The following is a 23,734-nucleotide window of genomic DNA, read 5'->3' as shown; positions in this document are numbered from 1 at the left end:
GGTAAGCTGGCGCCCCGCTTTTTTTCTGTACTCCGGTAGCCTGATGCACCTCTCGCTTCGTATTTCCGCCCTCGCACTGCTGATGCTTGGTCTGCCTGGCTGCGACGAAGCGCCACGCTTCGAGCATGCCGAGCCCGGCGAAGCGCTGTCGGCTGGCAATGCGACCGTAATGAAATTCGACCAGAACGCCTTCTCCCAGCCTTCGGCGAACCTGTCGCCGCTGCGTCGGCTGGACTTCAGCGTCGGCAACAGCTTCTTCCGTAACCCCTGGGTCATCGCGCCCGCCTCGACCACTGCGCGCGACGGCCTCGGCCCGCTGTTCAACACCAACGCCTGCCAGAACTGCCACGTCAAGGACGGCCGCGGCCACCCGCCGGAAAGCGACAGCGACAACGCGGTATCGCTGCTGGTCCGCCTGTCGATTCCGGCCGGCGCCGAGCATGCGCAGGTGTTGCGCGAGCGCGGCATCGCCCCCGAGCCGGTCTACGGCGGCCAGCTGCAAGACATGGCTATCCCCGGCGTGGCGCCGGAAGGCCGGGTGCGCCTGAATTACCGCACCCAGCGCGTACGCTTCGCCGACGGCGAGGAGGTGGAGCTGCGCAAGCCCGAACTGCGCCTGAGCGAACTGGGTTACGGCGCGCTGCATCCGCAAACGCAGTTTTCCGTACGGATCGCGCCGCCGATGATCGGCCTCGGCCTGCTCGAGGCGATCCCCCAGGATGCGCTGCTGGCCAACGCCGACCCGGAGGACCGCGATGGCGATGGCATCTCCGGGCGCGCCAACCGCGTCTTCGACCAAGTCAGCCGGCAGACCGTGATCGGCCGTTTCGGCTGGAAGGCCGGCCAGCCGAACCTCAACCAGCAGAACGCCGACGCCTTCTTCAACGACATGGGCCTGACCAGCCGCTTGTTCAGTGGCAGCAGCTGCACCGAGCAGCAGCGCGAATGCCGCGCCCTGCCGCATGGCGGCGAGCCGGAAGTGAGCGACCCGATCCTCGCCCAGGTGCTGTTCTACACGCGCAACCTCGGCGTGCCGGCGCGCCGCGATGTCGACGACCCCGAGGTGCTGGCCGGCAAGACCCTGTTCCACCGTGCCGGCTGCCAGAAATGCCACACCCCGCAGTTCACCACCGGCGCCGATGCCGCCGAGCCGGAGCTGGCCAATCAGCTGATCCGCCCCTACAGCGACCTGCTGCTGCACGACATGGGCGACGGCCTGGCCGACCATCGCCCCGAGTTCGAGGCCAGCGGCCGCGAATGGCGCACCCCGCCGCTGTGGGGCATCGGCCTGACCGCCACCGTCGGCGGCGTGACGCGTCTGCTGCACGATGGTCGCGCCCGCACACTGCTCGAAGCCGTGCTCTGGCATGGCGGCGAAGCCGAGGCGGCACGCCAGACGGTGCTGACCTTCGATAGCGGGGAACGCGCCGCGCTGCTGCGCTTTCTCGAATCACTCTGACCACGCGACCCGGCATGCCTTCGCGCCCCGCATACCTGGCTCGCCGAAGCCGCAACCGATTGCCTACGAGGACGCCATGAACTCCCATCGCACCCTGCGCACGACCGCCGCCCTGTTCACCGTCCTGCTGCTCGGCGCCTGCGCGCCAGCCGAACCCTTCGGCGCAGCCAGTCAGGCACTGACCGACAACGTGCTGCTGCCGGCCTATACCCAGTGGGCGGAGAGCGACCGTCGCCTGGCGGCCAGCGCAACGGCGTTCTGCGCCGGCGAACAGACGCTGGACGAGGCGCGCGCCGCCTTCATCGAGGCTCAACGCAGCTGGGCCGGCCTGCAGCCTTTGATGATCGGGCCGCTGGCCGAAGGCAACCGCGCCTGGCAGGTACAGTTCTGGCCGGACAAGAAGAACCTCGTAGCCCGGCAGGTCGGCGCGTTGCTCGACAGCAAGCCGCAACTCACCCAGGCCGATCTGGAGAATGCCAGCGTAGTGGTGCAGGGGCTCAGCGCCTATGAATACCTGTTGTTCGACACCGGCATCGTCCTCGACGCCGCCGGCAAGTCCCGCTACTGCCCGCTGCTGACCGCCATCGGCGCGCATCAGCAGCAACTCTCCACCGACGTGCTGCAACAATGGCAGGACGAGGACGGCATGGCCGCGCAGCTCAAAGCATTTCCCAGCGAGCGCTATGCCGAATCGCGTGAGGCCATCGCCGAGCTGCTGCGCGCCCAGATCAACGGTCTCGACGGGCTGAAGAAGAAGCTCGGTGCGCCGCTCGGTCGGCAGACCAAGGGCCAGCCACAGCCCTATCAGGCCGAGGCCTGGCGCAGCGGCGCGACGCTGGCCAGCTTCGCCGCCACGGTCGCCAGCGCCGAGCGGCTGTGGAGCGGAGCCAAGGCGGACGGCCTGCGTTCGCTGCTCGGCGACGAGCACGTCGGGCTGGCGCAGCGCATCGACCAGGGCTACGCCGAGCTGAACCGGCAACTGACCGCCCTCGATCAGCCGTTCTCCGCCCTGCTCGCCGACAGCGCGGGGCGTGAGCGGCTGAACGCGCTCTACCAGCAGCTCGATCAGCTGCACCGCCTGCACCAGAGCGAACTGGCCCGCGCGCTGGGCATTCAGATCGGTTTCAACGCCCACGACGGAGACTGACATGCAGCGCCGCACCTTCATCGGCCTCGGCAGCGCCCTGCTCGCCGCCGGCGCGCTCGGCGGTTGGGCCATCGCCCGGCATGGCGACGGCCCGCTCCTCTACTCCGCGCGCGATGATGCCGATGGCCGGCACTATGCGGTCGGCTATCGCCTCGACGGCACCCGCGTCTTCGCCACGCCGGTCGCCGAACGCTGCCATGACGTCTACGCGCATCCGCACCTGCCACTGGTGGTGTTCGTCGGCCGCCGGCCGAGCCGCGAGAGCTACCTGCTCGACAGTCGCGACGGCCGGCTGCTGCAGGTGCTGGTCTCGCCGCCGGAGCGCCACTTCTATGGCCACGGCGTATTCCACGCCAGCGGCGAATGGTTCTACACCACCGAGAACGACACCCGCGATCCGGGGCGCGGCGTGCTCGGCATCTATCGCGTCGATCAGCAGCGCCTGCAGCGGGTTGGCGAACATTCGACCCACGGCATCGGCCCGCACCAGCTGCTATGGATGCCGGACGGCGAAACCCTGGTGATCGCCAACGGCGGCATCCGCACCGAAGCCGACAGTCGCGAGAAGATGAACCTCAATGCCATGCAGCCAAGCCTGGTGCTGCTGCGGCGCGATGGCACGCTGATCAGCAAGGAGCAGTTGCCCGAGCAGATGAACAGCGTGCGCCACCTCGCCGTCGCGACCGACGGCACCATCGTTTCCGGCCAGCAGTATGAAGGCGACCCGCAAGACCGTGTGCCGCTGCTGGCGATCAAGCGGCCGGGCCAGCCGTTCCAGCACTTCCCGCTGGGCGAGGCGCAGCGCCAAAGCATGAACCAGTACACCGCGAGCCTGGCGATTCACGACGAGCTGCGCCTGCTGGCGGTAACCGCCCCGCGCGGCAACAAGGTGTTCGTCTGGGATCTGGACAGCGCGCAGCTGCGCGAAGAGATCGCCCTGGCCGACTGCGCCGGGATCGCAGCGGTCGAGCGGGGCTTCGTCGTCAGTTCCGGCCAGAGTCGCTGCCGGCTGCTCGATTGCCGCGGCGAGCGCATCCGCAGCGAACCGCTGCAACTGCCCGCAGGGCTCTGGGACAATCATTTGCGGGCGATCTGAGCTCAAGTTTCAAGGCATGCAGCCGATATAAGGGGCGCTCGTTTTTCCCTCCACCGAGACGCCCCTTTCCATGCTCAAGAAATCGTTGCGCGCGCAAATTCTCGCCCTGATCGGCGGCAGCCTGCTGTTGCTGCTGGTGATCGCCCTGCTCTGCATTCAGCAGCTGTCCCACCACGTCGAGCATTTCGGCGATCTGCTCGATGGACCGCTGAGCGAGTCGCAGCTGGTGGACGAGGCGAACCTGGAATTCAAGATTCAGGTGCAGGAATGGAAGAACGTCCTGCTGCGCGGCAAGAACCCCGAGCAGCGCGACAAGTACTGGGCGCAGTTCCAGGCGCAGGAACGCAAGGTGCAGGAGCTGCTCGCTCAGCTGCAGCGTGCGAGCGCGCAGAGTTCGTCGCTATCGGGCCAGATCGCGCGCCTGCAGAACGAGCACCGTCTGCTCGGCGAGGCTTATCGCAAGGGCTTTGACGCCTTCATCGCCGCCGGTGCCGACCCGGCCGCGGGCGACGCCGCGGTGGCCGGTATCGACCGCGCCGCCAGTGCACAGATGAGCGAACTGGTCAGCCAGTTGCGCCAGACCGCCGCCCGGCAATCCGCTGAAATCCGCGAGAGCGCCGGCTCCGCCGCGCTCACCGGCGTGCTGGTGATGCTGCTCGCCAGCGTGCTGGTGGCGCTGCTCAGCCTGTGGCTGGTCAATCGCAACATCATCGAGCCCACCCGCTCGCTGATCGAACACATCGCTCGCCTCAGCCAGGGCCAGTTCGCCAATCGCGTGGACGCCTCGCGTGCCGACGAACTCGGCCGTCTGGCGGTAGCCGCCAACACGCTGCGCGACTTCCTCGCCGAGACCTTCAACGATCTGCAGCAGAGCGCCGCCAATCTGGATAGCGCCAGCGGCGAGCTGAACACGATCTCCACGCTGATGGCACAGGGCGCGGGCGAGCAGTTCTCGCGTACCGATCAGGTCGCCACCGCAATGCACGAGATGTCCGCCACCGCCCAGGAAGTCGCCCGCCACGCCGGCGATGCGGCGCATGCCGCCGATGCCGCCGATCACGCCGCCCAGCAGGGCGAAGCGGTCATGCAGTCGACGATCCACAGCATCACCGCCATTCGCAGCGAGATCACCAGCACCGCCGAAGTGGTCCGCCGCCTGGAAGGCGACAGCGAGCGCATCGGCAAGGTGCTGGACGTGATTCGCGGCATCGCCGAGCAGACCAACTTGCTGGCGCTCAACGCGGCGATCGAAGCCGCCCGTGCGGGTGAGGCGGGACGCGGCTTCGCCGTGGTCGCCGACGAGGTTCGCACGCTGGCGCAGCGCACCGCCGAATCGACGGCCGAGATCCACCAGATCATCGACTCGGTCCAGACCGGCGCGCTCAACGCGGTACGCGCCATCGAAAGCGGCCAGCAGCGCAGCGAACAGGGCGTGGAGCAGGTCACCGAAGCCGGACGGATGCTGCAGAACATCACCGAGGCGGTCGAAGCCATCCGCGACATGAATCGCCAGATCGCCACGGCGGCCGAAGAGCAGACTGCGGTGGCCGAGGACATTTCCCGCAACCTCACCGAGATCACCTCGATCGCCACCACCAATCAGCAGCACGTCGAGCGCACCCAGGCAGCCAGCCAGAACCTGCACAACCTCTCGCTGCAGCTGAGCGACGTCACCCGCCGCCTGGCCGGCTGACTGCAAGCCAGTCTACGGCGCCGCCGTGGCGCCGTTCAGGCGTGGCGCTCAGCCGCGCCCGCCCAGGCTCTGCGAGAGTCCGTAGAGCAACAGCAGCAGGTCGCCATCCGGCTGCAACGCCAGCTGCTGCGCCCGGGCTGCCGCCGCCGGCAACGGGCAGAAGTCGCGGCTTTCGCTGCTGCGTATCACGTTCGCCGTTGGTTCGCTCCAGGCCGCGCCGCACAACGAGGCGACGGTCAGCGCGCTGGCGAGGAACACTCCTCGAGCAATTTCCAGCTTCATCGCGCAAGCCCTTGATCTGAAGGAAGTCTACTGACCGTAGTACAGCCGTGGTCGGCCATCGCGCTTTGCGACAGACGGTCGCGAAGCCGCCGCGCAACGGCATGCGTCTTCGCTGGGGGGACAGTTCCGAGCAATAAAAAACCCCGCGCGAGGCGGGGTTCTTTTACAGCTTAAGGGGCCGGTCGGCTTACATCATGCCGCCCATGCCACCCATGCCGCCCATGTCCGGCATGGCCGGGGCCGGCTTGTCTTCCACGATCTCGGCAACCATCGCCTCGGTGGTGACCATCAGGCCGCCGATGGAGGCAGCAGCCTGCAGCGCGGAACGGGTCACCTTGGCCGGGTCGAGGATACCCATCTCGATCATGTCGCCGTAGGTGTCGGACGCGGCGTTGAAGCCGTAGTTGCCCGAACCCTGCTTGACCTTGTCGACCACCACGCTCGGCTCGCCACCGGCGTTGGCAACGATCTGACGCAGCGGAGCTTCGACGGCGCGACGCAGCAGCGCGATACCGACGTTCTGGTCTTCGTTGTCGCCCTTGAGCTCGGAGATGGCCTGCAGAGCGCGAACCAGCGCGACACCGCCGCCAGGTACCACGCCTTCTTCGACGGCTGCACGGGTGGCGTGCAGGGCGTCTTCGACGCGGGCCTTCTTCTCTTTCATCTCGACTTCGGTGCCCGCACCGACCTTGATCACGGCAACACCGCCGGCCAGCTTGGCCAGACGCTCTTGCAGCTTCTCCTTGTCGTAGTCGGAAGTGGTGTCTTCGACCTGCTTGCGGATCTGCGCAACGCGGGCTTCGATATCCGCCTGGGCGCCAGCGCCGTCGATGATGGTGGTGTTTTCCTTGTTCAGCACGACGCGCTTGGCGTTACCCAGGTGCTCCAGGGTAGCGGTTTCCAGCGACAGGCCGACTTCTTCGGAAATCACGGTACCGCCGGTCAGGATGGCGATGTCCTGCAGCATGGCCTTGCGGCGATCGCCGAAGCCCGGAGCCTTGACCGCAGCGACCTTGACGATGCCGCGCATGTTGTTGACCACCAGGGTAGCCAGGGCTTCGCCTTCGACGTCTTCGGCAACGATCAGCAGCGGACGACCGGACTTGGCAACGGCTTCCAGCACCGGCAGCAGTTCGCGGATGTTGCTGATCTTCTTGTCGACCAGCAGCAGCAGCGGGCTGTCCAGCTCGGCGACCATGGTGTCCGGCTTGTTGATGAAGTACGGCGACAGGTAGCCGCGGTCGAACTGCATGCCTTCGACGACGGACAGCTCGTTCTCCAGACCCGAACCTTCCTCGACGGTGATCACGCCTTCCTTGCCTACGCGCTCCATGGCTTCGGCAATGATGTCACCGATGGAGGAGTCGGAGTTGGCAGAGATGGTGCCGACCTGGGCGATCGCCTTGGAGTCGGTGCACGGCTTGGCCAGGTTCTTCAGCTCGGCGACGATGGCGATGGTGGCCTTGTCGATGCCGCGCTTCAGGTCCATCGGGTTCATGCCAGCGGCAACGGCCTTCAGGCCTTCGTTGACGATGGCCTGGGCCAGAACGGTAGCGGTGGTGGTGCCGTCACCGGCCTCGTCGTTGGCCTTGGACGCAACGTCCTTGACCAGCTGGGCGCCCATGTTCTCGAAGCGGTCCTTCAGCTCGATTTCCTTGGCGACGGAAACGCCGTCCTTGGTGATGGTCGGAGCACCGAAGCTCTTTTCCAGCACGACGTTACGGCCTTTCGGGCCGAGGGTCGCCTTGACGGCGTCCGCCAGAACGTTCACGCCGACCAGCATCTTCTTGCGTGCGGAATCGCCGAATTTGACTTCTTTAGCAGCCATGTTGATTGATCCTCAATTCTTGAATTATCGATGGAGATTCGCGGTGATCAGGCTTCGACGACGGCGAGGATTTCGTTCTCGCTCATCACCAGCAGATCTTCGCCGTCGACCTTGACGGTGTTGCTGCCGGAGTACGGGCCGAACACCACCTTGTCACCGACCTTCACGGCCAGGGCGCGGACTTCGCCGTTGTCCAGAACGCGACCAGTGCCTACAGCGACGACTTCGCCACGGTTCGGCTTTTCGGCAGCGGAGCCCGGCAGGACGATGCCGCCTGCGGTCTTGGTTTCTTCTTCGCTGCGACGAATCACGACGCGGTCATGCAGAGGACGAAGCTTCATTGTCGATCTCTCCTAACTGAGTTGTTCCATGCCGATCCAGGTGATCGGCGGGTTGACGAATCCGGCGGTGCCGGTTGCGGCCCGCTACGCGAGCCGCAGAAGACGGACTGTCGAACACGACAGCGACCTTGCGGTGTCCGCTACATGCGGGCGTTCAAGAGCATTTCAAGGGGCGCGGATGAAATTTTCGTGGCTGGAAAACAGAACCGGCATGTCGAATGACATGCCGGGGTAACACTCACTGATCTCGATCGCGGCGCTCCCATTCGCCTTCGATGACGTTCGGCCGTTGCGGACCGGAACGCGCCTGCAGGTCGTCGGCAAAGGCACGCTGGCGGCGCACCTGCTCCTCGATTCGCCGGTTGACCAGACGGAAGAGGAAATTGCGGCTCGGCGGAAACAGCACGATCAGCGCCAGCACGTCACTGATAAACCCCGGCAGGAACAGCAGGCCGCCGCCCAGCGCCAGCATCAGCCCTTGCAGCATCTCGCGCTCGGGCAGCTCGCCGCGCGCCAGCCGCTCACGCGCGCGCCAGGCAGTGGCGAAGCCGGCCAGGCGCATCAACAGAACGCCGGCGATGCCGCTGAGTACCAGCAGCAGGATGGTTGCCAGCGCGCCGATGGAGCTGCCGACCTTGATCAGCACATACAACTCGGCCAGCGGAAACAACAGGAACAGCAGAAAGAAGATTCGCATCGATGATCCTTGGCGGAAGATAGGCTTCCAGTCACCTGTAGATGACGACGCCGCGGGTCGAATTCAACCCGCACGCAACGCAGTCTGTAAGCGGATTATGCGAAAACCTGCCTGACGCGAAGCTGAATCCGCTCAGCCACGCGCCATCGCCACCAGTGCCTGACGCACCGCCAGCGGTGTTTCGCAGGGTTCGGCGAAGGGCAGCCAGTGCAGCGCCTGACCGATACGCAGGTGGAAGCCCTCGCTGTCGATCCCGGCCATTTGCGCCGGCTCGGCGCCAGGCAAGCCGGCCTGGGCAACGTAGCGCGCGATGGCCGGCGCATGGTCGTCGTTCATGTGCTCGACCATGCCCCGCTCCGCCGCGCCATCGCCGGCGGCAAAGGGATTGGCCAGCGCCACGCGGTCCAACCAATGGATCGCGCCGAAACCGCCGATGTAACGCCAACGCACCGGTTCCAAGCGCCAGAAATCGAAATCGTGCACCCGATGGTAATCGCGCGACTCGGGGAAATAGCGGTAATAGCGCTGCGCGGCCGCCTCGATATCCGCCGCCTCGCTCAACTGACGCGCTTCGGCCAGCAGCGTGAGACGACCGGCGGCCTGCACATCGGCGGCGGCACGCTCGCCGATCAGCAGCGAGCAGCGCCCATCGGCCTTGAGATTGCGCGTGTGCTGGGCGATCCGGCTGATCAGGATCAGCGGCCAGCCTTCGGCGTCCAGGCAGTACGGCACCACCGAGCCGAACGGGAAACCTGGCATGGCCTGGGAGTGGGTGGAGAGCACACCGCGATATTCCTTGAGCAGGAGTTGTCGGGCATGCTTGGTGGCTTCAGCGCTCACAGGGGCTCCTCACAGGGCGGGTTCGACAGGGCGTTCAGCATAACGGTTTCCCCCGCGAGCGGGGTTTTCGCAGCGAGACAACAAGAAGGATATGGGCATGCAGCTACAAGACAAGGTCATCATCATTACCGGCGGCGGCCAGGGTCTAGGCCGGGCGATGGCCGAGCATCTGGCCGGCAAGGGCGCGCGTCTGGCGCTGGTGGATCTCAACCCGGAACGTCTGGCCGAAGCAGTAGCCGCCTGCAAGGCCGCCGGTGGCGATGCCCGCGCCTACCTGTGCAACGTCGCCGACGAGGCGCAAGTGAGCGAGATGGTCACTCAGGTGGCCACGGACTTCGGTGGCCTGCACGGGCTGGTGAACAACGCCGGCATCCTGCGCGATGGCCTGCTGCTCAAGGTCAAGGACGGCGAGATCAGCAAGATGAGCCTGGCGCAGTGGCAGGTGGTGATCGACGTCAACCTGACCGGCGTGTTCCTCTGCACCCGCGAAGTCGCGGCGAAGATGGTCGAGCTGCAGAGCCAGGGCGCGATCGTCAACATCTCCTCGATTTCCCGTGCCGGCAACATGGGCCAGACCAACTACTCCGCGGCCAAGGCCGGCGTGGCCTCGGCCACTGTGGTGTGGGCCAAGGAGCTGGCACGCTACGGCATCCGCGTCGCCGGCGTGGCACCGGGCTTCATCGAGACCGAGATGGTCGCCAGCATGAAACCCGAGGCGCTGGAGAAGATGACCGCCGGCATTCCGCTCCGGCGCATGGGCAAGCCCGCCGAGATCGCCCATTCGGTGGCTTATATCTTCGAGAACGACTACTACACCGGGCGCATCCTCGAGCTGGATGGCGGCCTGCGCCTGTGAGCCAGACGCTGCCTATATAGCCTATATAGCCTATATAGAAAGAAGGGCAGCCCGAGGGCTGCCCTTCTTTTTCGGCACGTTCAGCGCGCGTTACCAGCCGACGCCGAAGCCGATGCTGTAGCGGGTTTCGTCGAGGCTTTCCTCGGCGCCGCTGATGATGTCCTTCTCGGCCTTCATGTTCAGCGAGGCCCAGTCGGTCACCTTGTAGCGCAGCCCCACCTCGGCATCCAGCGCGTAATCGGCGACGTTTTCCAGCGGCTTGCCCAGCTCGCCACTGCTGAACAGCTCGAACGTCTTGCCCACCAGGTAACGGTTGTAGTCCCACTTCAGCGCGGCGAGGTAGAAGTCCTCCTCCGAGCCGTCGGCGAACTCGTAGTCGCTACGGTTGATCAGCGCGGCCAGCGAGAATGCGCCCAGGTCGTTGTCCCAGAACTGGTAACCCGGACCGGTACCGATGGTGCGCTGGCGCCGCACGTCCTCGATCTGGTCGCGCTTGTAATTCAGGCGCCCCTGCCAGAACCAGTGCTCGTCGATGAAACGGTCGAGCGCGTATTCGGCGTCCCAGTTGTCGGTCACGGTCACGCCGTCGCGGTACTCGCGGTTGTAGCTGGCCGCGCCGTTGTGCCGCCAGAGACCGTGGCGCGCCTTGGTATCGAAGGACACATCGTAGTCATCGGTGTCGGTTTCGGCGCGCTTGTAGTCCATCGCCACGTCGACGTTGCCCTTCCAGGTGAAGTCCTGGATCAACGGCTTGGGATGGATGATCTGCGAGATGCTGGCCAGCTCGACGGTACGTGGCTCGCCGCCGTTGACCAGCGTGACCTTTCCAGGCTCGGAAGCCTGCAGGGACTTCGCCACCTCGCCAACCGTATCGCCCTGTTTGACGAGCAGTTTCTGATCGCTTTCCAGCGTGGCGATCTGGTTCCACTTGAGCGGGATGGAGCCGCCGTAGCTGGTTTCGATCAGCAGCTTGCCACCGTCGAGCACGCTGATCTTGCCGGTCAGGCGATCACCGTTTTTCAGCCAGACGGTGTCGGCCAGGGTGGGCAGCGCGAAAGCGCAAAGGGAGAGGCAAAGCAGGGGTCGAAAAAACATAGAAGTGCGCAAATCTGGTCAGAAACGGTTGAAGGGCTGGCATTATCCCTATGCATCCTGCTCCAGCAACCACAGACCGCCGAACGGGAATCCGGTTCATTTCCAACGCAGCGGCCTGCCATTCGAGGAAACGTCACATGCACGAGCCTTCGCCCCTGCTACCGCCCGATGCCGATGCCGAGGCACGCCGCGCCGCTGTCTATCTGGTGATGGCGCAGATCCCGCCGGGCAAGGTGATCAGCTATGGCGAACTGGCCGCCATCGCCGGTCTCGGCCGCGCCGCGCGCTGGGTCGGCCGGCTGATGGCGCAGCTGCCGGACGACACGCGCCTGCCCTGGCACCGGGTCATCGCCGCCGGCGGTCGCCTCAGCCTGCCGGCCGGCAGTCCCGCCGGGCACGAGCAGCGCATGCGCCTGCGCGCCGAGGGCCTGACCATCCGCAACGACCGCGTGGACATGCGTCGCCACGGCTGGCATTCGACGGAGCACAGCGGTTAGAGTGCGCGCTCCGTCCAGCCGCCACAGATTGTCGATGTATGTCCCGTGAAACCTGGCGCGATGCCCTCGCCGCCTATGCCAGCCCCGCCAGTCTGGCCCTGCTGCTGCTGGGGTTCGCCGCGGGACTGCCCGCCGTGCTGGTGTTCTCCACGCTCTCGGTGTGGTTGCGCGAAGCGGGCGTGTCACGGGAAACCATCGGTTTCGCCAGCTGGATCAGCCTGGCCTACGCCTTCAAGTGGGTCTGGTCGCCGATGCTCGACCAGTGGCGCTTGCCGTGGATCGGCGCCCTCGGGCGGCGGCGCTCGTGGCTGGTGCTCTCGCAAGCGCTGATCGCCCTCGGCCTGGTAGGCATGGCGTTGTGCAATCCGCAGCACAACCTGACCCTGCTGATCGCCCTGGCGGTACTGGTGGCGTTTTCTTCCGCCACCCAGGACATCGCCATCGACGCCTACCGTCTGGAAATCGCCGAGGACAAGCTGCAGGCGACTCTGGCGGCCAGCTACATGACCGGTTACCGCATCGCCATGCTGCTGGCCAGCGCCGGTGCGCTGTTCCTCGCCGAGTGGCTGGGCTCGAGCAACCTGGACTACAACCAGGCCGCCTGGAGCTTCACCTATCTCGCCTTCGCGCTGCTGATCCTGCCCGGTCTGGTCACCAGCCTGGTGATCCGCGAACCGGATGCCGGCACACCGCTGCCCAACGAACCGGCGCGCTACACCTTCAACCACCAACTCGCCGCCGTCGGCCTGCTACTGGTGCTGCTGATTTCCGTTCCCGCCATGATCAACGCGCTGATCGCCCAGGCCTGGCCACGGGCGACGCTCTATGCGCTGTTCATCCTCGGTTCGATCTCGCCGGTGGGGCGCTCGCTGCTGATTCCGGTGCGGCACATCCTCCATCAGGCCGGACAGAAGCAACGCCCGCCGCGCTTCGATTTCGCCCACCAGGCGGTTTCGGTGATCGTGCTGATCATCCTGATGGTGTCGACCACCGGCATGTTCCAGTCGTACTGGGGCGGCTACTGGCCACGCGGCACCATGTATCTGCTGATCTGCTGGGGCTGTCTGTCGGCGCGCGGTCGCATCCTGATGGGACCGGTCCTGACGCCAATCACCGATTTCATCCTGCGCTATCGCTGGCAGGCGCTACTGCTGCTCGGGCTGATTGCCACCTACCGGATGTCGGACACCGTGATGGGCGTGATGGCCAACGTGTTCTACATCGACCAGGGCTTCTCCAAGGACCAGATCGCCAGCGTCAGCAAGCTGTTCGGACTGATCATGACCCTGCTCGGCGCGGCATTCGGCGGACTGCTGATCGTGCGTTTCAGCATCCTGCCGATCCTCTTCATCGGCGGCGTCGCCTCGGCGGCGACCAACCTGATGTTCATGGCGTTGGTGCAGATGGGTGCCAATCTGAACATGCTGATCGTCACCATTTCCTGCGACAACTTCAGTGGCGGGCTGGCCTCCACGGCGTTCGTCGCCTACCTCTCGAGCCTGACCAACCTGAAGTTCTCCGCCACTCAGTACGCGCTGCTCAGCTCGCTGATGCTGCTGCTGCCGCGCCTGCTCGGCGGCTATTCGGGGGTGATGGTCGAACACCTGGGCTACAGCGATTTCTTCCTCGTCACCGCACTGCTCGGCGTGCCGACGCTGGTGCTGATCGTCTGGCAGTGGCGCCGGGGGCTGCGGCAACCCGAAGACCCCGGCCATGAGGCGACTTCCCGATCCTGAGCCTCCCTCAGCCCTGGACCAGATGCACCACCCGCTGCGGGAACGGGATGCCGACACCCGCGGCCATCAACCGCTCCTTGGCCAGCTCCATGAAATCGGCGGTCACCGCACCGACATCGGCGGTCGCCGCCCACACGCGCAGCACCAGCGTCACGGCGTTGTCGCCCAGCGCGGTGACCACCACCACCGGCTCGGGATCGCGCAGCACCCGCGAGTCCTCGGCGATTTCCAGCAGGATGCGGCGCGCCAGCTTGATATCGCTGCTGTAGTCGATGCCGACGCTGATCTCCGCACGGCGCTGCGGATCGCGCGAAAAGTTGGTGATATGGCCGTTGGACAGGCTGCCGTTGGGTACCACCACGGTCTTGTTGTCGCCGGTCTTGAGCACGGTGTGGAAGATCTGGATGGAGTGAACGGTGCCGCTGACCCCCTGCGCCTCGATCCATTCGCCGACACGGAACGGCCGGAACAACAGGATCAGCACGCCACCGGCGAAATTCGCCAGGCTGCCCTGCAGCGCCAGGCCGATCGCCAGACCGGCGGCACCGATGGCGGCAATGAACGACGTGGTTTCCACACCGATCATCGAGGCGACGCTGACCAGCAGCAGCACCTTGAACACGATCCCCGCCAGGCTGCCGACGAAGCCATGCAGCGTCGGGTCGACCTGACGCCGGCGCAGCAATGCGCCGACCCGTGCCGTCAGCGTATTGATCAGCCACCAGCCGATCAGCAGTGTGATCAGCGCCAGCAGCACCTTGCTGCCGTATTGCAGTACGACCGGAAGCCACGCCTCGGACAGCCCGACCAGATAATCCACACTCATGTCCATCGGACAGACTCCTTAAAAAAACGGCGCCCGGAACTGGCCGGGCGCGGGAAACGAAACAGGCGCGTCGGCGCGCCGGATCAGTCGCGGAAGTTGTTGAACTGCAGCGGCATGCCGAAATCCTTGGCGCGCAGGTGAGCGATGGCCTCCTGCAAGTCGTCGCGCTTCTTGCCGGTGACACGCACCTGCTCGCCCTGGATCGCGGCCTGCACCTTCAGCTTGGCGTCCTTGATGTGCGCGACAATCTTCTTCGCCAGCTCCTTGTCGATGCCTTCGCGCAGCACGACTTCCTGCTTGACGACCTTGCCCGACGGATACGGATCCTTGTATTCCAGGCACTGGATGTCGATCTTGCGCTTGACCAGGCTCAACTTGAGGATCTCGATCATCTGCTCCAATTGGAAGTCGGCGTCGGCCGTCAGCTGCACGGTCAGCTCCTTCTGCTCGAACGTTCCTTTGCCGCGCAGATCGTAACGACGATCCAGCTCCTTGATCGCGTTGTCGATCGCGTTGGTGACTTCGTGCTTGTCCAGTTCGGACACCACGTCGAACGAGGGCATGGGGCTTCCTCCAGAATAGATAGCGCGACGGTCACGGACCGACCCGCGCCTGGCTTGACGGTAAAAAAAGCGCGGTCATTATAACCGTTCGACGTGATACCGCCCGGTACTCCGGCAAAGCGTGACAGGACGTCCACCCTCTCCATTGATTGAGCTTGCCCATGCCCAACCCCTCCCTCGGGATTCTGGTCGTCGACGACGCCAAGTTCTCCAGCGTCATGATCGGCCGTGCGCTCAGTAAGGCCGGCTACACCGATATCCGCTTCGCCAGCAGCGCGGACGATGCGCTCGCGCTGATGGCCGAACGCCCGACCAACGTGCTGCTGGCCGACTGGCTGATGCCGCAAACCGACGGGCTGCAGCTCACCGCCGCCGTGCGCCAGCAGGATGCCGCCAGCGGCCACTACACCTACATCATCCTGCTCACCGGGCGCGAAGGTGACGATGTGCTCGGCCAGGCGTTCGACCACGGCGTCGACGATTTCATCAGCAAGGCCGCGATGCATGACCAGCTGTTGCCCCGGGTGCGCGCGGCCGAGCGCCTGTGCGGCTCGCTGCAACGGCTCAAGCAGGAGAACCGCCGCCTCGCCGATAACGTCGCCAGCCTGGAAGAGAACAGCCTGGTCGACCCGCTCACCGGTCTGGGCAATACCCGTCACCTGCTGCAGCGCCTGGATGCCAGCCTGCGGCAGATGGCGAACCGCGACACGGCGCTGTGCTACCTGCATGTCGGCCTGCCCGAGATGCCAGCGCTGCACGAGCGCTACGGCGAGGCCTTTCAGGTGGAACTGCTGCGGGCGGTGGCCGCACGCCTGCGCCAGCTGGTGCGCCCGCTGGATGTGCTGGCGCGCATCGACGAGCAGCACTTCGGCGTGCTGGCGCTGGTGGACGATATCGAGAGCTGCTCGCCGGGCAGCTTCAAGCGTCTGCACGAGGGGCTCAACCTCAAGCCGTTCAAGAGCAGCGAAGGCTTCATTTCGCTCAAGGCCGGCATCGGCCTGCTGACGCTGGACGCCCGCGGCCTGCCGCTCGAAGCGCCGGCCCTGCTGGAGCGCGCCGGCGCGCTGCTGCCCAGCGCCTACAGCACCGGGCGCATCGTCCCGCTGCGCCTGCGCCAGCCGGCCTGAGATGATTACCTGGCACGTCCTCGGTGCAGGCAGCCTCGGCAGTCTGTGGACCGCGCGTCTGGCCCGCGCGGGCACGCCGGTACGGCTGATCCTGCGCAGCCCTGAACGCCTGGCGGCGTACCAGGCTGCCGGCGGCCTGCGCCTGAGCGAAGGCGGCGAGGCCCAGCGCCTGGCGATTCCCGCCGAACTGGCCGCCGCGACGACGCCAATCACCCGCCTGCTGGTGGCCTGCAAGGCATACGATGCCGAAGCCGCGGTCGCCAGCGTGGCGGCGCGCCTGGCACCGCGCTGCGACATCCTGCTGCTGCAGAACGGCCTCGGCAGCCAGCAGGCCGTCGCCCGGCGCTGGCCGCAGGCGCGCTGCATCTTCGTCTCCAGTACCGAAGGCGCCTATCGCCAGGGTGACTTCGACGTGGTGTTCGCCGGCCAGGGACAGAACTGGCTGGGCGATCCGCAGGACACCACGCCGCCGGACTGGCTGGCGACGCTGAGTGCGGCGGGGATCGCCCACCAGTGGAGCGAGGACATCCTGGCGCGCCTATGGCGCAAGCTGGCACTGAACTGCGCGATCAATCCACTGACGGTGCTGTACGACTGCCGCAACGGCGCGCTGCTGGCCCATCGCGCGCAGGTGCTGGCGCTGTGCGACGAACTCGCCGAGCTGCTGCGCGCCTGCGGCCAGCCCGAGGCTGCCACGGGCCTGGCGGACGAGGTGCTGCGAGTCATCGAAGCGACTGCCGCCAACTATTCGTCGATGCACCAGGACGTGGCGCGCGGCCAGCGTACCGAGATCGCCTACCTGCTCGGCCATGCCTGCGCCAGCGCCGCCCGGCTCGGCCTGCAGCTACCGGCGCTCGCTGCCGTGCAGCAGCGCCTGCATGCCGAGCTGCTGCGTCGCGGATTGCCCGTCGACTGACGCACCGCTACCCTGCGCAGGTCTTTCACGTTATCCGTGGCCGCCATGACCCTGCGCCAGCGCCTCGAAAACCTGCCGGTCGGCCGCAAGCTGCTGATCGCCCTGCTCGTCCTGCTGGCCGCCGTGCTGCTGGTGTCCAACCTCACCTTCATCAGCGCCGCTTACTGGATCTCGCGCCAGAGTGTGGCGCCGCAGGCCATGCACACCATCGGCGAACTGTTCGCCAGCGAGGCGCTGAGCACGCAGGTGCTGGCCTCCACCGACGCAGCCGATGCCGCGCTGCGGCGACTCGACGGCTATTCGCCCTTGCGCGCCGCGGTGATCTACGACACCTCCGGCAACCAGTTGGCGCAGCTGCAGCGCGGCGAGCGCCTGCGGCTACCCGAGCGGCTCGGCGATGTCGCGGCCTGGCGCGCCGGGGAAATCCGCGCCAGCCTACTGGTCGAGCTGCCGCAACCCGGCGATCGCCCCGGTCACCTGCTGCTGGTCGCCAGCAGTGAGCTGCCCGGCGCCTTCTACACCGGCACCCTGACGGCCAGCGTCGCCATCCTGCTGGCCAGCCTGCTGCTGTGGCTGCTGGTGGCGCGGCAGATTCGCCTGCTGATTACCCGGCCGATCCGCGAGCTGGAGGCGCTGTCGCGCCAGGTCACGCGCGACGAGGACTACTCGTTGCGCGCGCTGCCGAAGAACCAGGACGAGATCGGCCGCCTGGCCGATGCCTTCAACACCATGCTGTCGCGCATGCAGGCGCGCGAGCAGCAGCTCAAGCGCGCCCGCGACGACGCGCAGGATGCCTTCGATCAGGCCCGCGGCCTGGCCGAGGAAACGCGCACTTCCAACCGTCGGCTGGAGCTGGAGGTACAGGTGCGCAGCAAGATCGAGAAGAAGCTCACCGGCTTCCAGAACTACCTCAACAGCATCATCGACTCGATGCCCTCGGCGCTCATCGCGCTGGATGAGCAGCTGTACGTCACCCAGTGGAATCAGGAGGCTAGCGTGCTGTCCGGCACGCCGCTGGACGAGGCACTGAACCAGCCGGTGTTCATCGCCTTCGAGCCGCTCAAGCCGTTCCTCGCGCAGATCCGCCACACCTCCGAGCGCCAGCAGGTGCAGAAGATCGAGCGCGTCACCTGGCGCCGCAACGACGAGCTGCGCCATTACGCGCTGACCTTCTACCCGCTGATGGGCGGTGGCGGCCGCGGCGTGGTGATCCGCATCGACGACATCACCCAGCGCATCAACATGGAAGAAATGATGGTGCAGTCCGAGAAGATGCTCTCGGTCGGCGGCCTGGCGGCCGGCATGGCCCATGAGATCAACAACCCGCTGGGTGCCATCCTGCACAACGCACAGAACATCCGCCGGCGGCTGTCCGCGGACCTGGAACGCAATCGCGAAGCGGCCGCCGAAACCGGCGTCAGCCTCGAAGCGGTCAACCTCTACCTGCAAAAGCGCGAGGTGCCGCAACTGCTCGACGGCATCCAGCAGGCCGGCTCGCGTGCGGCGAAGATCGTCAGCCACATGCTCAACTTCAGCCGCATGAGCAACCGCCAGCTGGCCGACTGCCAGTTGCCGCTGCTGATCGACCAGGCGCTGGAGATCGCCGGCAACGACTTCGCGCTGGTCGAAGGCTTCGATTTCAAGTCGATCGAGATCGTCCGCGACTTCGATCCGCAGGTCGACCGCGTGCCGTGCATCGGCAACGAGTTGGAGCAGGTGCTGCTCAATCTGCTGAAGAACGCCGCCCAGGCGATCCACCAGCACCGCGGTGCGGAGCCCGGCCGCATCATCCTGCGCACCCGGCTCAATCCGCCGTGGGCGGAAATTCAGGTCGAGGACAATGGTGGCGGCATTCCAGAAGCCGTACGCAAGCGCATCTTCGAGCCGTTCTTCACCACCAAGGAGGTCGGTCAGGGAACCGGCCTGGGACTTTCCGTTTCGTATTTCATCATCACCAACAATCATCAGGGGCAGATGGAGGTGCAGTGCCAGCCCGGCTACGGCAGCACCTTCACCCTGCGCCTGCCACTGGCGACGCCGGCCGAACCGGCGGATGCCTGACGCAAGGAATCCCGCATGGGCAATCGTTTGTCAAAGATCTACACCCGTACCGGCGATGCCGGCGAAACCGGCCTGGGTGATGGCCGCCGCGTGCCCAAGAGCCATCCGCGCGTGGAGGCGATGGGCGAGGTCGATACGCTCAACAGCCAGCTCGGCCTGCTGCTTGCCGAACTGGCCGAGGCGCAGGCGCAATGGCCAGCGCTGGCTGAGCTGACGACCGTACTCGCGCCCTGCCAGCACCGCCTGTTCGACCTCGGCGGCGAGCTGGCGATGCCGGACTACCAGGCCCTCGGCACCGCGGAAATCACCCGCCTGGAGGCGGCCATCGACCGCTGGAACGATGAACTCGGCCCGCTGAAGGACTTCATCCTGCCCGGCGGCTCACGGCTGATCGCCCAGGCGCACCTGTGCCGCAGCATGGCGCGCACCGCCGAGCGGCGCTGCCAGCAGCTGAATGCCGACGAACCCCTGCGCAACGAGCTGCTGGGCTATCTCAATCGGTTGTCCGATCTGCTGTTCGTCGCCGCGCGACTGATCGCGCGGCGCCAGGGTTGCGCCGAGGTGCTCTGGCAGGCCGCCGAGGCACCGCGTGGCTGAACGGCCGCTCGACCCGCGCGTGCGCACCCGCGAGGGTCTGCACGCCGCGTGGGAGGCGTTCATTGTTCTGCTGGTCTGCGTGAACCTCGCGCTGCTGCTGTTCGACAGCCTGTTCCTCGTGCAGCCGATCAACGATGCGCTGGCGCGCTGGCTGCCGCAGCTGCAAGCGCGCTACGACCAGCACATCCACCGCAACCTGCAGTACATCGACCTGGGCTTCGTCAGCCTGTTCATCCTCGACGTTTTGCTCGGCTGGACAGTGGCGCTGTTCGAGCGGCGCTATGCGCGCTGGTACTACTACCCGTTCGCCCACTGGTACGACGTGCTCGGCTGCATTCCGCTGGCCGGCCTGCGCTGGCTGCGGGTGCTGCGCATCGGCGCGCTGCTGGTGCGTCTGCAGCGTCTCGGGCTGATCGACATGCGCCGCTGGGCGGTGTACGGCGTGCTCAATCGCTACTACGTACTACTGATCGAGGAGCTGGCCGACCGGGTGATGGTCCGGCTGTTCGGCCGCCTGCAGCAGGAGATCGGCGCCAGCGACGACCTGGCCCGCCGGCTGATCGACGAGGTGGTGCGCCCACGCAAGCAGCGCCTGCTGGACGATCTGGCGCGGCGCCTGCAGGCCATGCTGGAGGTCGGCTATCGGGACAATCGCGGTGCCATCGAGGGTTACGTGAACGGCCTGCTGCACCAGGCGCTGACCGAAAATCCGCAGATGCACAAGCTGCGGCGGCTGCCGCTCGGCGGTCATATGGCCGACAGCCTCGATCAGGCCCTGCGCGACATCGTCGCCCGCCTGCTGCAGGGCGCCGTCGACGGCCTGCGCGGCCCGCAGTTCCAGGCGCTGGCACAGAATCTCGCCGACGAATTCTTCGAGGCCTGGCTGTACCAGGACGAGCACACCGATCTGGCCCTGGAAGAGGTGCTGGTGGACATCATCGAAGTGCTCAAGCAGCAGGTGCTGGACCGCCGCTGGAGCCGCTTCGTCGGCCCACCGCCACCGCCCACGCCGCCGCAGTGAACCGGCGCCCGGGTCAGGCGCCATCCACCGGACGGAAGCCGGCATGGGCGCGTTCGTCGAGGCGCGCACCGATGACCATCTCGGTCGCCCAATCGACCAGGATGGTGGTGTAAGCCTCCTGGCAGCGCTCGCTGCTCAGCGCATGATCGGCGCCATCGATGATGCGATGGGTCAGCGAATGGGTGCGCTGGAACGCGGCGCGGTAACTCATAATCGTCTCGTGCGGCACATAGCTGTCGTCTTCCGACTCGACGATCAGCACGTCACCGCGGAACGCCGCGCAGGCGGCCAGCGCGCGATTCTCCTCGGCCAGCACATGGCGGCGGCGCAGGCGGTTGAGCGTGTCGCGATCGAGTTGCCGCTTGGGCATGTCCCAATCGTCGTCGCAGTACAGCGCCGGCACCCGCAGCGCCAGCCATTTCACTGGCCGCAGCGCGGTGAGGATCGCCGCGAGATACCCACCATAACTGGTGCCGACCACGGCAATGGCGGCCGGATCGATATGCGGATGCGCCGCCAGCAGATCGTAGGCGGCCAGCAGGTCACGCAGGTTCTGCTCACGGGTCACGGTCTGCTGCTGCGCCGCCGTCTGCGCGTGCCCGCGCAGGTCGAACGACAGGCAGATGCAACCGAGCCCAGCGATCCCCCGTGCCCGCGTCAGATCGCGCTGCTGGCTACCGCCCCAGCCGTGCACGAACAGCACGCCAGGCATCTTTTCCGGCGGTGTCAGGAACGTACCGGCGATATGTTCGTCATCGACGAGGATGTCGACCGTCTCGCTATGGGTTGCCATAGTCCTCCACCATCACGTATTTGGTTATGAAGCCCACTTCCGCATCGTCGCCGCGAAACAGCACGGTCGCGCCCTCGGGCGGAACCTGCCGCTCGCCGTAGAGTTCCACCGACGAAGCGCGCACCACGGCCACCGCATCGTCCTCGCAAAAACGCTGCAGCGCGGCCACTTCGGCGCTGCTGGCGCCGCCGATCCGCCAGGACTGCTCCAGCACCCCGGAGCGCGGCTGGCCGCGGCCATCGACGCCCTGAGCGATGTCGTAATTGCGCCGCGAAGCGAAGAAACCCCGGTAGCAAGCGGCGGCCGCCGCGTCGTAGACCTGTGCCTGGCGAACCGCCAGGCGGATGGCCTCGGTCAGGTCCAGTGCCAGCAACGCATCGAAGTCGCCGCGCACCACCACCAGGTCCGATCCGCCGTAGACTTCCTCGCCGCCGTTATCGGCGGTCAAGCGTTGCGTGCCGTAGTAACTGGCCAGCTGGCCGCCGACCCGCACCTGACCGACGCTGAAGGTGGTCACCTGCTCCAGATGGCCTTCCAGCACCAGACCGAACTCCGTCAGCTCGCGCTCGTCAAGCGCCGCCAGCGCCTGTTCGAGCGCCTCGAGATCGTCGACGCGCTGCTGGCCACGCCCGCCGGTGGCGCGCACGGGCTTGATGCGCAGCGCGCCTTCGTGCAGCAGGCGCCGGCCCGCGTCGTGCGCATCCTCCAGGCTGAACACGCTGTAGCCGGACAGCACGCTGTCCCTGACCCGTGCGCCGAACTCGCGCGACCACCCCAGAGGCGCCGCAGCCTCAGGACGCACCAGTGGATGGGTGATCGCCTTGGTTTCGACGAACGCGTGTGGCACCACACCGCCGAACAGATCGTCTTCTGCAGCAAGGCCGAGCTCCTGCGCCTCGCGCTGGCCGATCACCGTGCCGGACGGCACCAGATAGGGTTGGGTTTCGTGACCTCGGGTCGGATCGTACTCACCGCCATAGCTCAGCCCCAGCAAGCCGGCCAGCTGCTCGGCCAGAGCGGCATGGACACGGCGCTCGTGCTCGGGCTCGCGTGCGCGGTTGGCGTAGGTCATCACGACCCGGCGCGGGTTCGATGTATCGGCATTGATCATTTCTTGGACAGCTCCTGGACTGCTCGGGCAGGTATGCAACGCCGGCAATGCATTCGCGCTGCCAAGCAGCGCCGGCCGGCTGTTGGGAAATAGACCCTGGCTCGAACGCAACGATCCGTCCCGGGCAATATCCGCACGGTGCCCGCTCGCTTCTTTGCCGTATAAAAAAAAGGGAGCCGGCAGGCTCCCTTCTTCATTGCGCGAGACGCCGATCAGGCCGGCGCGGAGGTGCGGATCAGGTGATCGAAGGCGCTCAGCGAGGCCTTGGCGCCTTCGCCAACGGCGATCACGATCTGCTTGTACGGCACCGTGGTCACGTCGCCGGCGGCGAACACGCCCGGGATGCTGGTCTGGCCCTTGGCATCAACGATGATCTCGCCGAAGCGCGACAGCTCCAGGGTGCCCTTGAGCCATTCGCTGTTGGGCAGCAGGCCGATCTGCACGAAGATGCCTTCCAGCTCGACCTCGTGCATCTCGTCATTGTTGCGGTCCTTGTAGACCAGGCCGGTGACCTTCTGGCCGTCGCCCTTGACCTCGGTGGTCTGCGCCATCTTCAGCACGCGGACGTTGGGCAGGCTGTTGAGCTTGCGCTGCAGCACGGCGTCGGCACGCAGGTCCTCGCCGAATTCCAGCAGGGTCACGTGGGCGACGATGCCGGCCAGATCGATGGCCGCTTCCACGCCGGAGTTGCCGCCGCCGATCACCGCCACGCGCTTGCCCTTGAACAGCGGGCCGTCGCAGTGCGGGCAGTAGGCGACGCCACGGCCGCGATATTCCTGCTCGCCCGGCACGTTCATTTCGCGCCAGCGCGCGCCGGTGGCGAGGATCAGGGTCTTGGCCTTGAGCTCGCCGCCGTTGTCGAACCGGACGCGGTGCAGGCCGTCGTCGCCGGCCGGGATCAGCTGGCTGGCGCGCTGCAGGTTCATGATGTCGACGTCATACTCGCGCACGTGCTCTTCCAGCGCGCGGGCCAGTTTCGGGCCTTCGGTTTCCTTCACCGAGATGAAGTTCTCGATGGCCATGGTGTCCAGCACCTGACCGCCGAAGCGCTCGGCCGCGACGCCGGTGCGGATGCCCTTGCGCGCCGCGTAAATGGCCGCTGCGGCGCCAGCCGGGCCACCGCCGACCACCAGCACGTCGAAGGCATCCTTG

The 23,734-nt window shown here is 66.4% G+C and carries 23 protein-coding genes; 12 read left to right on the top strand and 11 right to left on the bottom strand.

Translation table 11 applies throughout. The annotated features are described in order from the left end of the window. Positions 1-43: 43 nt before the first annotated feature. The 4 genes from U8L64_RS03845 to U8L64_RS03830 all read left to right on the top strand — a co-directional run bounded on the left by U8L64_RS03845 (position 44) and on the right by U8L64_RS03830 (position 5,395). Positions 44-1,459 (top strand): di-heme oxidoreductase family protein, encoded by a 1,416-nt coding sequence (locus U8L64_RS03845; RefSeq protein ID WP_333394185.1) that lies wholly within the window; start codon positions 44-46, stop codon positions 1,457-1,459. 76 nt (positions 1,460-1,535) lie between these two features. Beyond that, positions 1,536-2,606 carry an imelysin family protein gene (locus tag U8L64_RS03840; RefSeq protein ID WP_156715220.1) on the top strand — a complete coding sequence of 357 codons (1,071 nt, stop codon included), beginning with the start codon at positions 1,536-1,538 and terminating at the stop codon, positions 2,604-2,606. A gap of 1 nt (position 2,607) precedes the next feature. After that, positions 2,608-3,702 carry a DUF1513 domain-containing protein gene (locus U8L64_RS03835; RefSeq protein WP_138300318.1) on the top strand — a complete coding sequence of 365 codons (1,095 nt, stop codon included), beginning with the start codon at positions 2,608-2,610 and terminating at the stop codon, positions 3,700-3,702. Positions 3,703-3,772: 70 nt separating this feature from the next. Further along, positions 3,773-5,395, top strand: coding sequence for a methyl-accepting chemotaxis protein (locus U8L64_RS03830; RefSeq protein WP_043297518.1), 1,623 nt, complete (start codon positions 3,773-3,775; stop codon positions 5,393-5,395). Between the two features lie 48 nt (positions 5,396-5,443). Here U8L64_RS03830 and U8L64_RS03825 read toward each other — a convergent pair whose 3' ends face one another. The 5 genes from U8L64_RS03825 to U8L64_RS03805 all read right to left on the bottom strand — a co-directional run bounded on the left by U8L64_RS03825 (position 5,444) and on the right by U8L64_RS03805 (position 9,383). Continuing rightward, positions 5,444-5,677, bottom strand: coding sequence for a hypothetical protein (locus U8L64_RS03825; RefSeq protein WP_003291381.1), 234 nt, complete (start codon positions 5,675-5,677; stop codon positions 5,444-5,446). A gap of 187 nt (positions 5,678-5,864) precedes the next feature. Continuing rightward, positions 5,865-7,505, bottom strand: a complete 1,641-nt coding sequence (gene groL / locus U8L64_RS03820; protein WP_043297516.1) for a chaperonin GroEL — start codon at positions 7,503-7,505, stop codon at positions 5,865-5,867. Positions 7,506-7,552: 47 nt separating this feature from the next. Continuing rightward, positions 7,553-7,846, bottom strand: a complete 294-nt coding sequence (locus U8L64_RS03815) for a co-chaperone GroES (protein WP_003294630.1) — start codon at positions 7,844-7,846, stop codon at positions 7,553-7,555. A gap of 238 nt (positions 7,847-8,084) precedes the next feature. After that, positions 8,085-8,543, bottom strand: coding sequence for an FxsA family protein (locus U8L64_RS03810; RefSeq protein WP_043297515.1), 459 nt, complete (start codon positions 8,541-8,543; stop codon positions 8,085-8,087). Positions 8,544-8,675: 132 nt separating this feature from the next. After that, complete coding sequence (locus U8L64_RS03805; protein WP_333394158.1) at positions 8,676-9,383, bottom strand: HugZ family pyridoxamine 5'-phosphate oxidase; 708 nt, start codon at positions 9,381-9,383, stop codon at positions 8,676-8,678. 97 nt (positions 9,384-9,480) lie between these two features. Between U8L64_RS03805 and U8L64_RS03800 the strand changes: the two genes are divergently transcribed. Then, positions 9,481-10,239: an SDR family oxidoreductase gene (locus U8L64_RS03800; protein ID WP_333394155.1), complete on the top strand. Its 759-nt coding sequence runs from the start codon at positions 9,481-9,483 to the stop codon at positions 10,237-10,239. Between the two features lie 90 nt (positions 10,240-10,329). On the opposite strand, the gene U8L64_RS03795 is transcribed toward U8L64_RS03800, so the two are convergent. After that, a complete protein-coding gene (locus tag U8L64_RS03795) occupies positions 10,330-11,334 on the bottom strand; it encodes a DUF481 domain-containing protein (RefSeq protein WP_155550185.1) in 1,005 nt (334 codons plus the stop codon). Positions 11,335-11,471: 137 nt separating this feature from the next. On the opposite strand from U8L64_RS03795, the gene U8L64_RS03790 reads away from it, so the two are divergent. Continuing rightward, positions 11,472-11,831, top strand: coding sequence for an MGMT family protein (locus U8L64_RS03790; protein ID WP_054095026.1), 360 nt, complete (start codon positions 11,472-11,474; stop codon positions 11,829-11,831). A gap of 38 nt (positions 11,832-11,869) precedes the next feature. Further along, positions 11,870-13,567, top strand: a complete 1,698-nt coding sequence (locus U8L64_RS03785) for an AmpG family muropeptide MFS transporter (RefSeq protein ID WP_008567735.1) — start codon at positions 11,870-11,872, stop codon at positions 13,565-13,567. Between the two features lie 7 nt (positions 13,568-13,574). On the opposite strand, the gene U8L64_RS03780 is transcribed toward U8L64_RS03785, so the two are convergent. Both U8L64_RS03780 and U8L64_RS03775 read right to left on the bottom strand, forming a co-directional pair. Next, entirely contained in the window at positions 13,575-14,399 is an 825-nt protein-coding gene (locus U8L64_RS03780; protein ID WP_333394147.1) for a mechanosensitive ion channel family protein, read from the bottom strand. Between the two features lie 77 nt (positions 14,400-14,476). Next, positions 14,477-14,956, bottom strand: coding sequence for a YajQ family cyclic di-GMP-binding protein (locus U8L64_RS03775; protein WP_077683754.1), 480 nt, complete (start codon positions 14,954-14,956; stop codon positions 14,477-14,479). Positions 14,957-15,117: 161 nt separating this feature from the next. On the opposite strand from U8L64_RS03775, the gene U8L64_RS03770 reads away from it, so the two are divergent. The 5 genes from U8L64_RS03770 to U8L64_RS03750 are packed head-to-tail and all read left to right on the top strand — an operon-like array spanning position 15,118 to position 20,678. Continuing rightward, entirely contained in the window at positions 15,118-16,083 is a 966-nt protein-coding gene (locus tag U8L64_RS03770) for a response regulator (protein ID WP_043297509.1), read from the top strand. Positions 16,084-16,087: 4 nt separating this feature from the next. Next, positions 16,088-16,999, top strand: coding sequence for a putative 2-dehydropantoate 2-reductase (locus U8L64_RS03765; protein ID WP_333394577.1), 912 nt, complete (start codon positions 16,088-16,090; stop codon positions 16,997-16,999). A 45-nt stretch (positions 17,000-17,044) separates the two neighbouring features. Further along, a complete protein-coding gene (locus U8L64_RS03760) occupies positions 17,045-19,060 on the top strand; it encodes an ATP-binding protein (protein WP_333394141.1) in 2,016 nt (671 codons plus the stop codon). A 15-nt stretch (positions 19,061-19,075) separates the two neighbouring features. Further along, a complete protein-coding gene (locus U8L64_RS03755) occupies positions 19,076-19,657 on the top strand; it encodes a cob(I)yrinic acid a,c-diamide adenosyltransferase (protein WP_333394139.1) in 582 nt (193 codons plus the stop codon). Beyond that, positions 19,650-20,678 carry an ion transporter gene (locus U8L64_RS03750; protein ID WP_333394137.1) on the top strand — a complete coding sequence of 343 codons (1,029 nt, stop codon included), beginning with the start codon at positions 19,650-19,652 and terminating at the stop codon, positions 20,676-20,678. Before U8L64_RS03755 ends, U8L64_RS03750 begins: the two co-directional genes overlap by 8 nt. 13 nt (positions 20,679-20,691) lie before the next feature. Here the strand turns inward: U8L64_RS03750 and U8L64_RS03745 are convergent, their stop codons facing one another. The 3 genes from U8L64_RS03745 to ahpF all read right to left on the bottom strand — a co-directional run. Then, on the bottom strand, positions 20,692-21,471 hold the full coding sequence (locus U8L64_RS03745) for an alpha/beta hydrolase family protein (RefSeq protein WP_043297504.1): 780 nt from the start codon (positions 21,469-21,471) through the stop codon (positions 20,692-20,694). Then, on the bottom strand, positions 21,458-22,582 hold the full coding sequence (locus U8L64_RS03740) for a DUF3182 family protein (protein WP_333394130.1): 1,125 nt from the start codon (positions 22,580-22,582) through the stop codon (positions 21,458-21,460). Before U8L64_RS03740 ends, U8L64_RS03745 begins: the two co-directional genes overlap by 14 nt. Positions 22,583-22,794: 212 nt before the next feature. Further along, positions 22,795-23,734: alkyl hydroperoxide reductase subunit F (ahpF, locus tag U8L64_RS03735; protein WP_333394122.1), on the bottom strand; the 940-nt coding region annotated here is incomplete at its 5' end.

The organism is Pseudomonas sp. FIP_A4, assembly GCF_036701605.1.
GTDB classification, from domain to species: Bacteria; Pseudomonadota; Gammaproteobacteria; order Pseudomonadales; family Pseudomonadaceae; genus Stutzerimonas; species Stutzerimonas phenolilytica.
The sequence above is the reverse complement of the archived record's forward strand: the minus strand, read 5'-3'. Positions and strand labels throughout refer to the sequence as shown.

Bases quoted from the DNA above. Each gene is read 5' to 3' on its own strand.
- U8L64_RS03845 (WP_333394185.1), top strand. From the start codon at position 44: ATGCACCTCTCGCTTCGTATTTCCGCCCTCGCACTGCTGATGCTTGGT.
- U8L64_RS03840 (WP_156715220.1), top strand. From the start codon at position 1,536: ATGAACTCCCATCGCACCCTGCGCACGACCGCCGCCCTGTTCACCGTC.
- U8L64_RS03835 (WP_138300318.1), top strand. From the start codon at position 2,608: ATGCAGCGCCGCACCTTCATCGGCCTCGGCAGCGCCCTGCTCGCCGCC.
- U8L64_RS03830 (WP_043297518.1), top strand. From the start codon at position 3,773: ATGCTCAAGAAATCGTTGCGCGCGCAAATTCTCGCCCTGATCGGCGGC.
- U8L64_RS03825 (WP_003291381.1), bottom strand. From the start codon at position 5,677: ATGAAGCTGGAAATTGCTCGAGGAGTGTTCCTCGCCAGCGCGCTGACC.
- groL (WP_043297516.1), bottom strand. From the start codon at position 7,505: ATGGCTGCTAAAGAAGTCAAATTCGGCGATTCCGCACGCAAGAAGATG.
- U8L64_RS03815 (WP_003294630.1), bottom strand. From the start codon at position 7,846: ATGAAGCTTCGTCCTCTGCATGACCGCGTCGTGATTCGTCGCAGCGAA.
- U8L64_RS03810 (WP_043297515.1), bottom strand. From the start codon at position 8,543: ATGCGAATCTTCTTTCTGCTGTTCCTGTTGTTTCCGCTGGCCGAGTTG.
- U8L64_RS03800 (WP_333394155.1), top strand. From the start codon at position 9,481: ATGCAGCTACAAGACAAGGTCATCATCATTACCGGCGGCGGCCAGGGT.
- U8L64_RS03795 (WP_155550185.1), bottom strand. From the start codon at position 11,334: ATGTTTTTTCGACCCCTGCTTTGCCTCTCCCTTTGCGCTTTCGCGCTG.
- U8L64_RS03790 (WP_054095026.1), top strand. From the start codon at position 11,472: ATGCACGAGCCTTCGCCCCTGCTACCGCCCGATGCCGATGCCGAGGCA.
- U8L64_RS03785 (WP_008567735.1), top strand. From the start codon at position 11,870: ATGTCCCGTGAAACCTGGCGCGATGCCCTCGCCGCCTATGCCAGCCCC.
- U8L64_RS03780 (WP_333394147.1), bottom strand. From the start codon at position 14,399: ATGGACATGAGTGTGGATTATCTGGTCGGGCTGTCCGAGGCGTGGCTT.
- U8L64_RS03775 (WP_077683754.1), bottom strand. From the start codon at position 14,956: ATGCCCTCGTTCGACGTGGTGTCCGAACTGGACAAGCACGAAGTCACC.
- U8L64_RS03770 (WP_043297509.1), top strand. From the start codon at position 15,118: ATGCCCAACCCCTCCCTCGGGATTCTGGTCGTCGACGACGCCAAGTTC.
- U8L64_RS03760 (WP_333394141.1), top strand. From the start codon at position 17,045: ATGACCCTGCGCCAGCGCCTCGAAAACCTGCCGGTCGGCCGCAAGCTG.
- U8L64_RS03755 (WP_333394139.1), top strand. From the start codon at position 19,076: ATGGGCAATCGTTTGTCAAAGATCTACACCCGTACCGGCGATGCCGGC.
- U8L64_RS03745 (WP_043297504.1), bottom strand. From the start codon at position 21,471: ATGGCAACCCATAGCGAGACGGTCGACATCCTCGTCGATGACGAACAT.
- U8L64_RS03740 (WP_333394130.1), bottom strand. From the start codon at position 22,582: ATGATCAATGCCGATACATCGAACCCGCGCCGGGTCGTGATGACCTAC.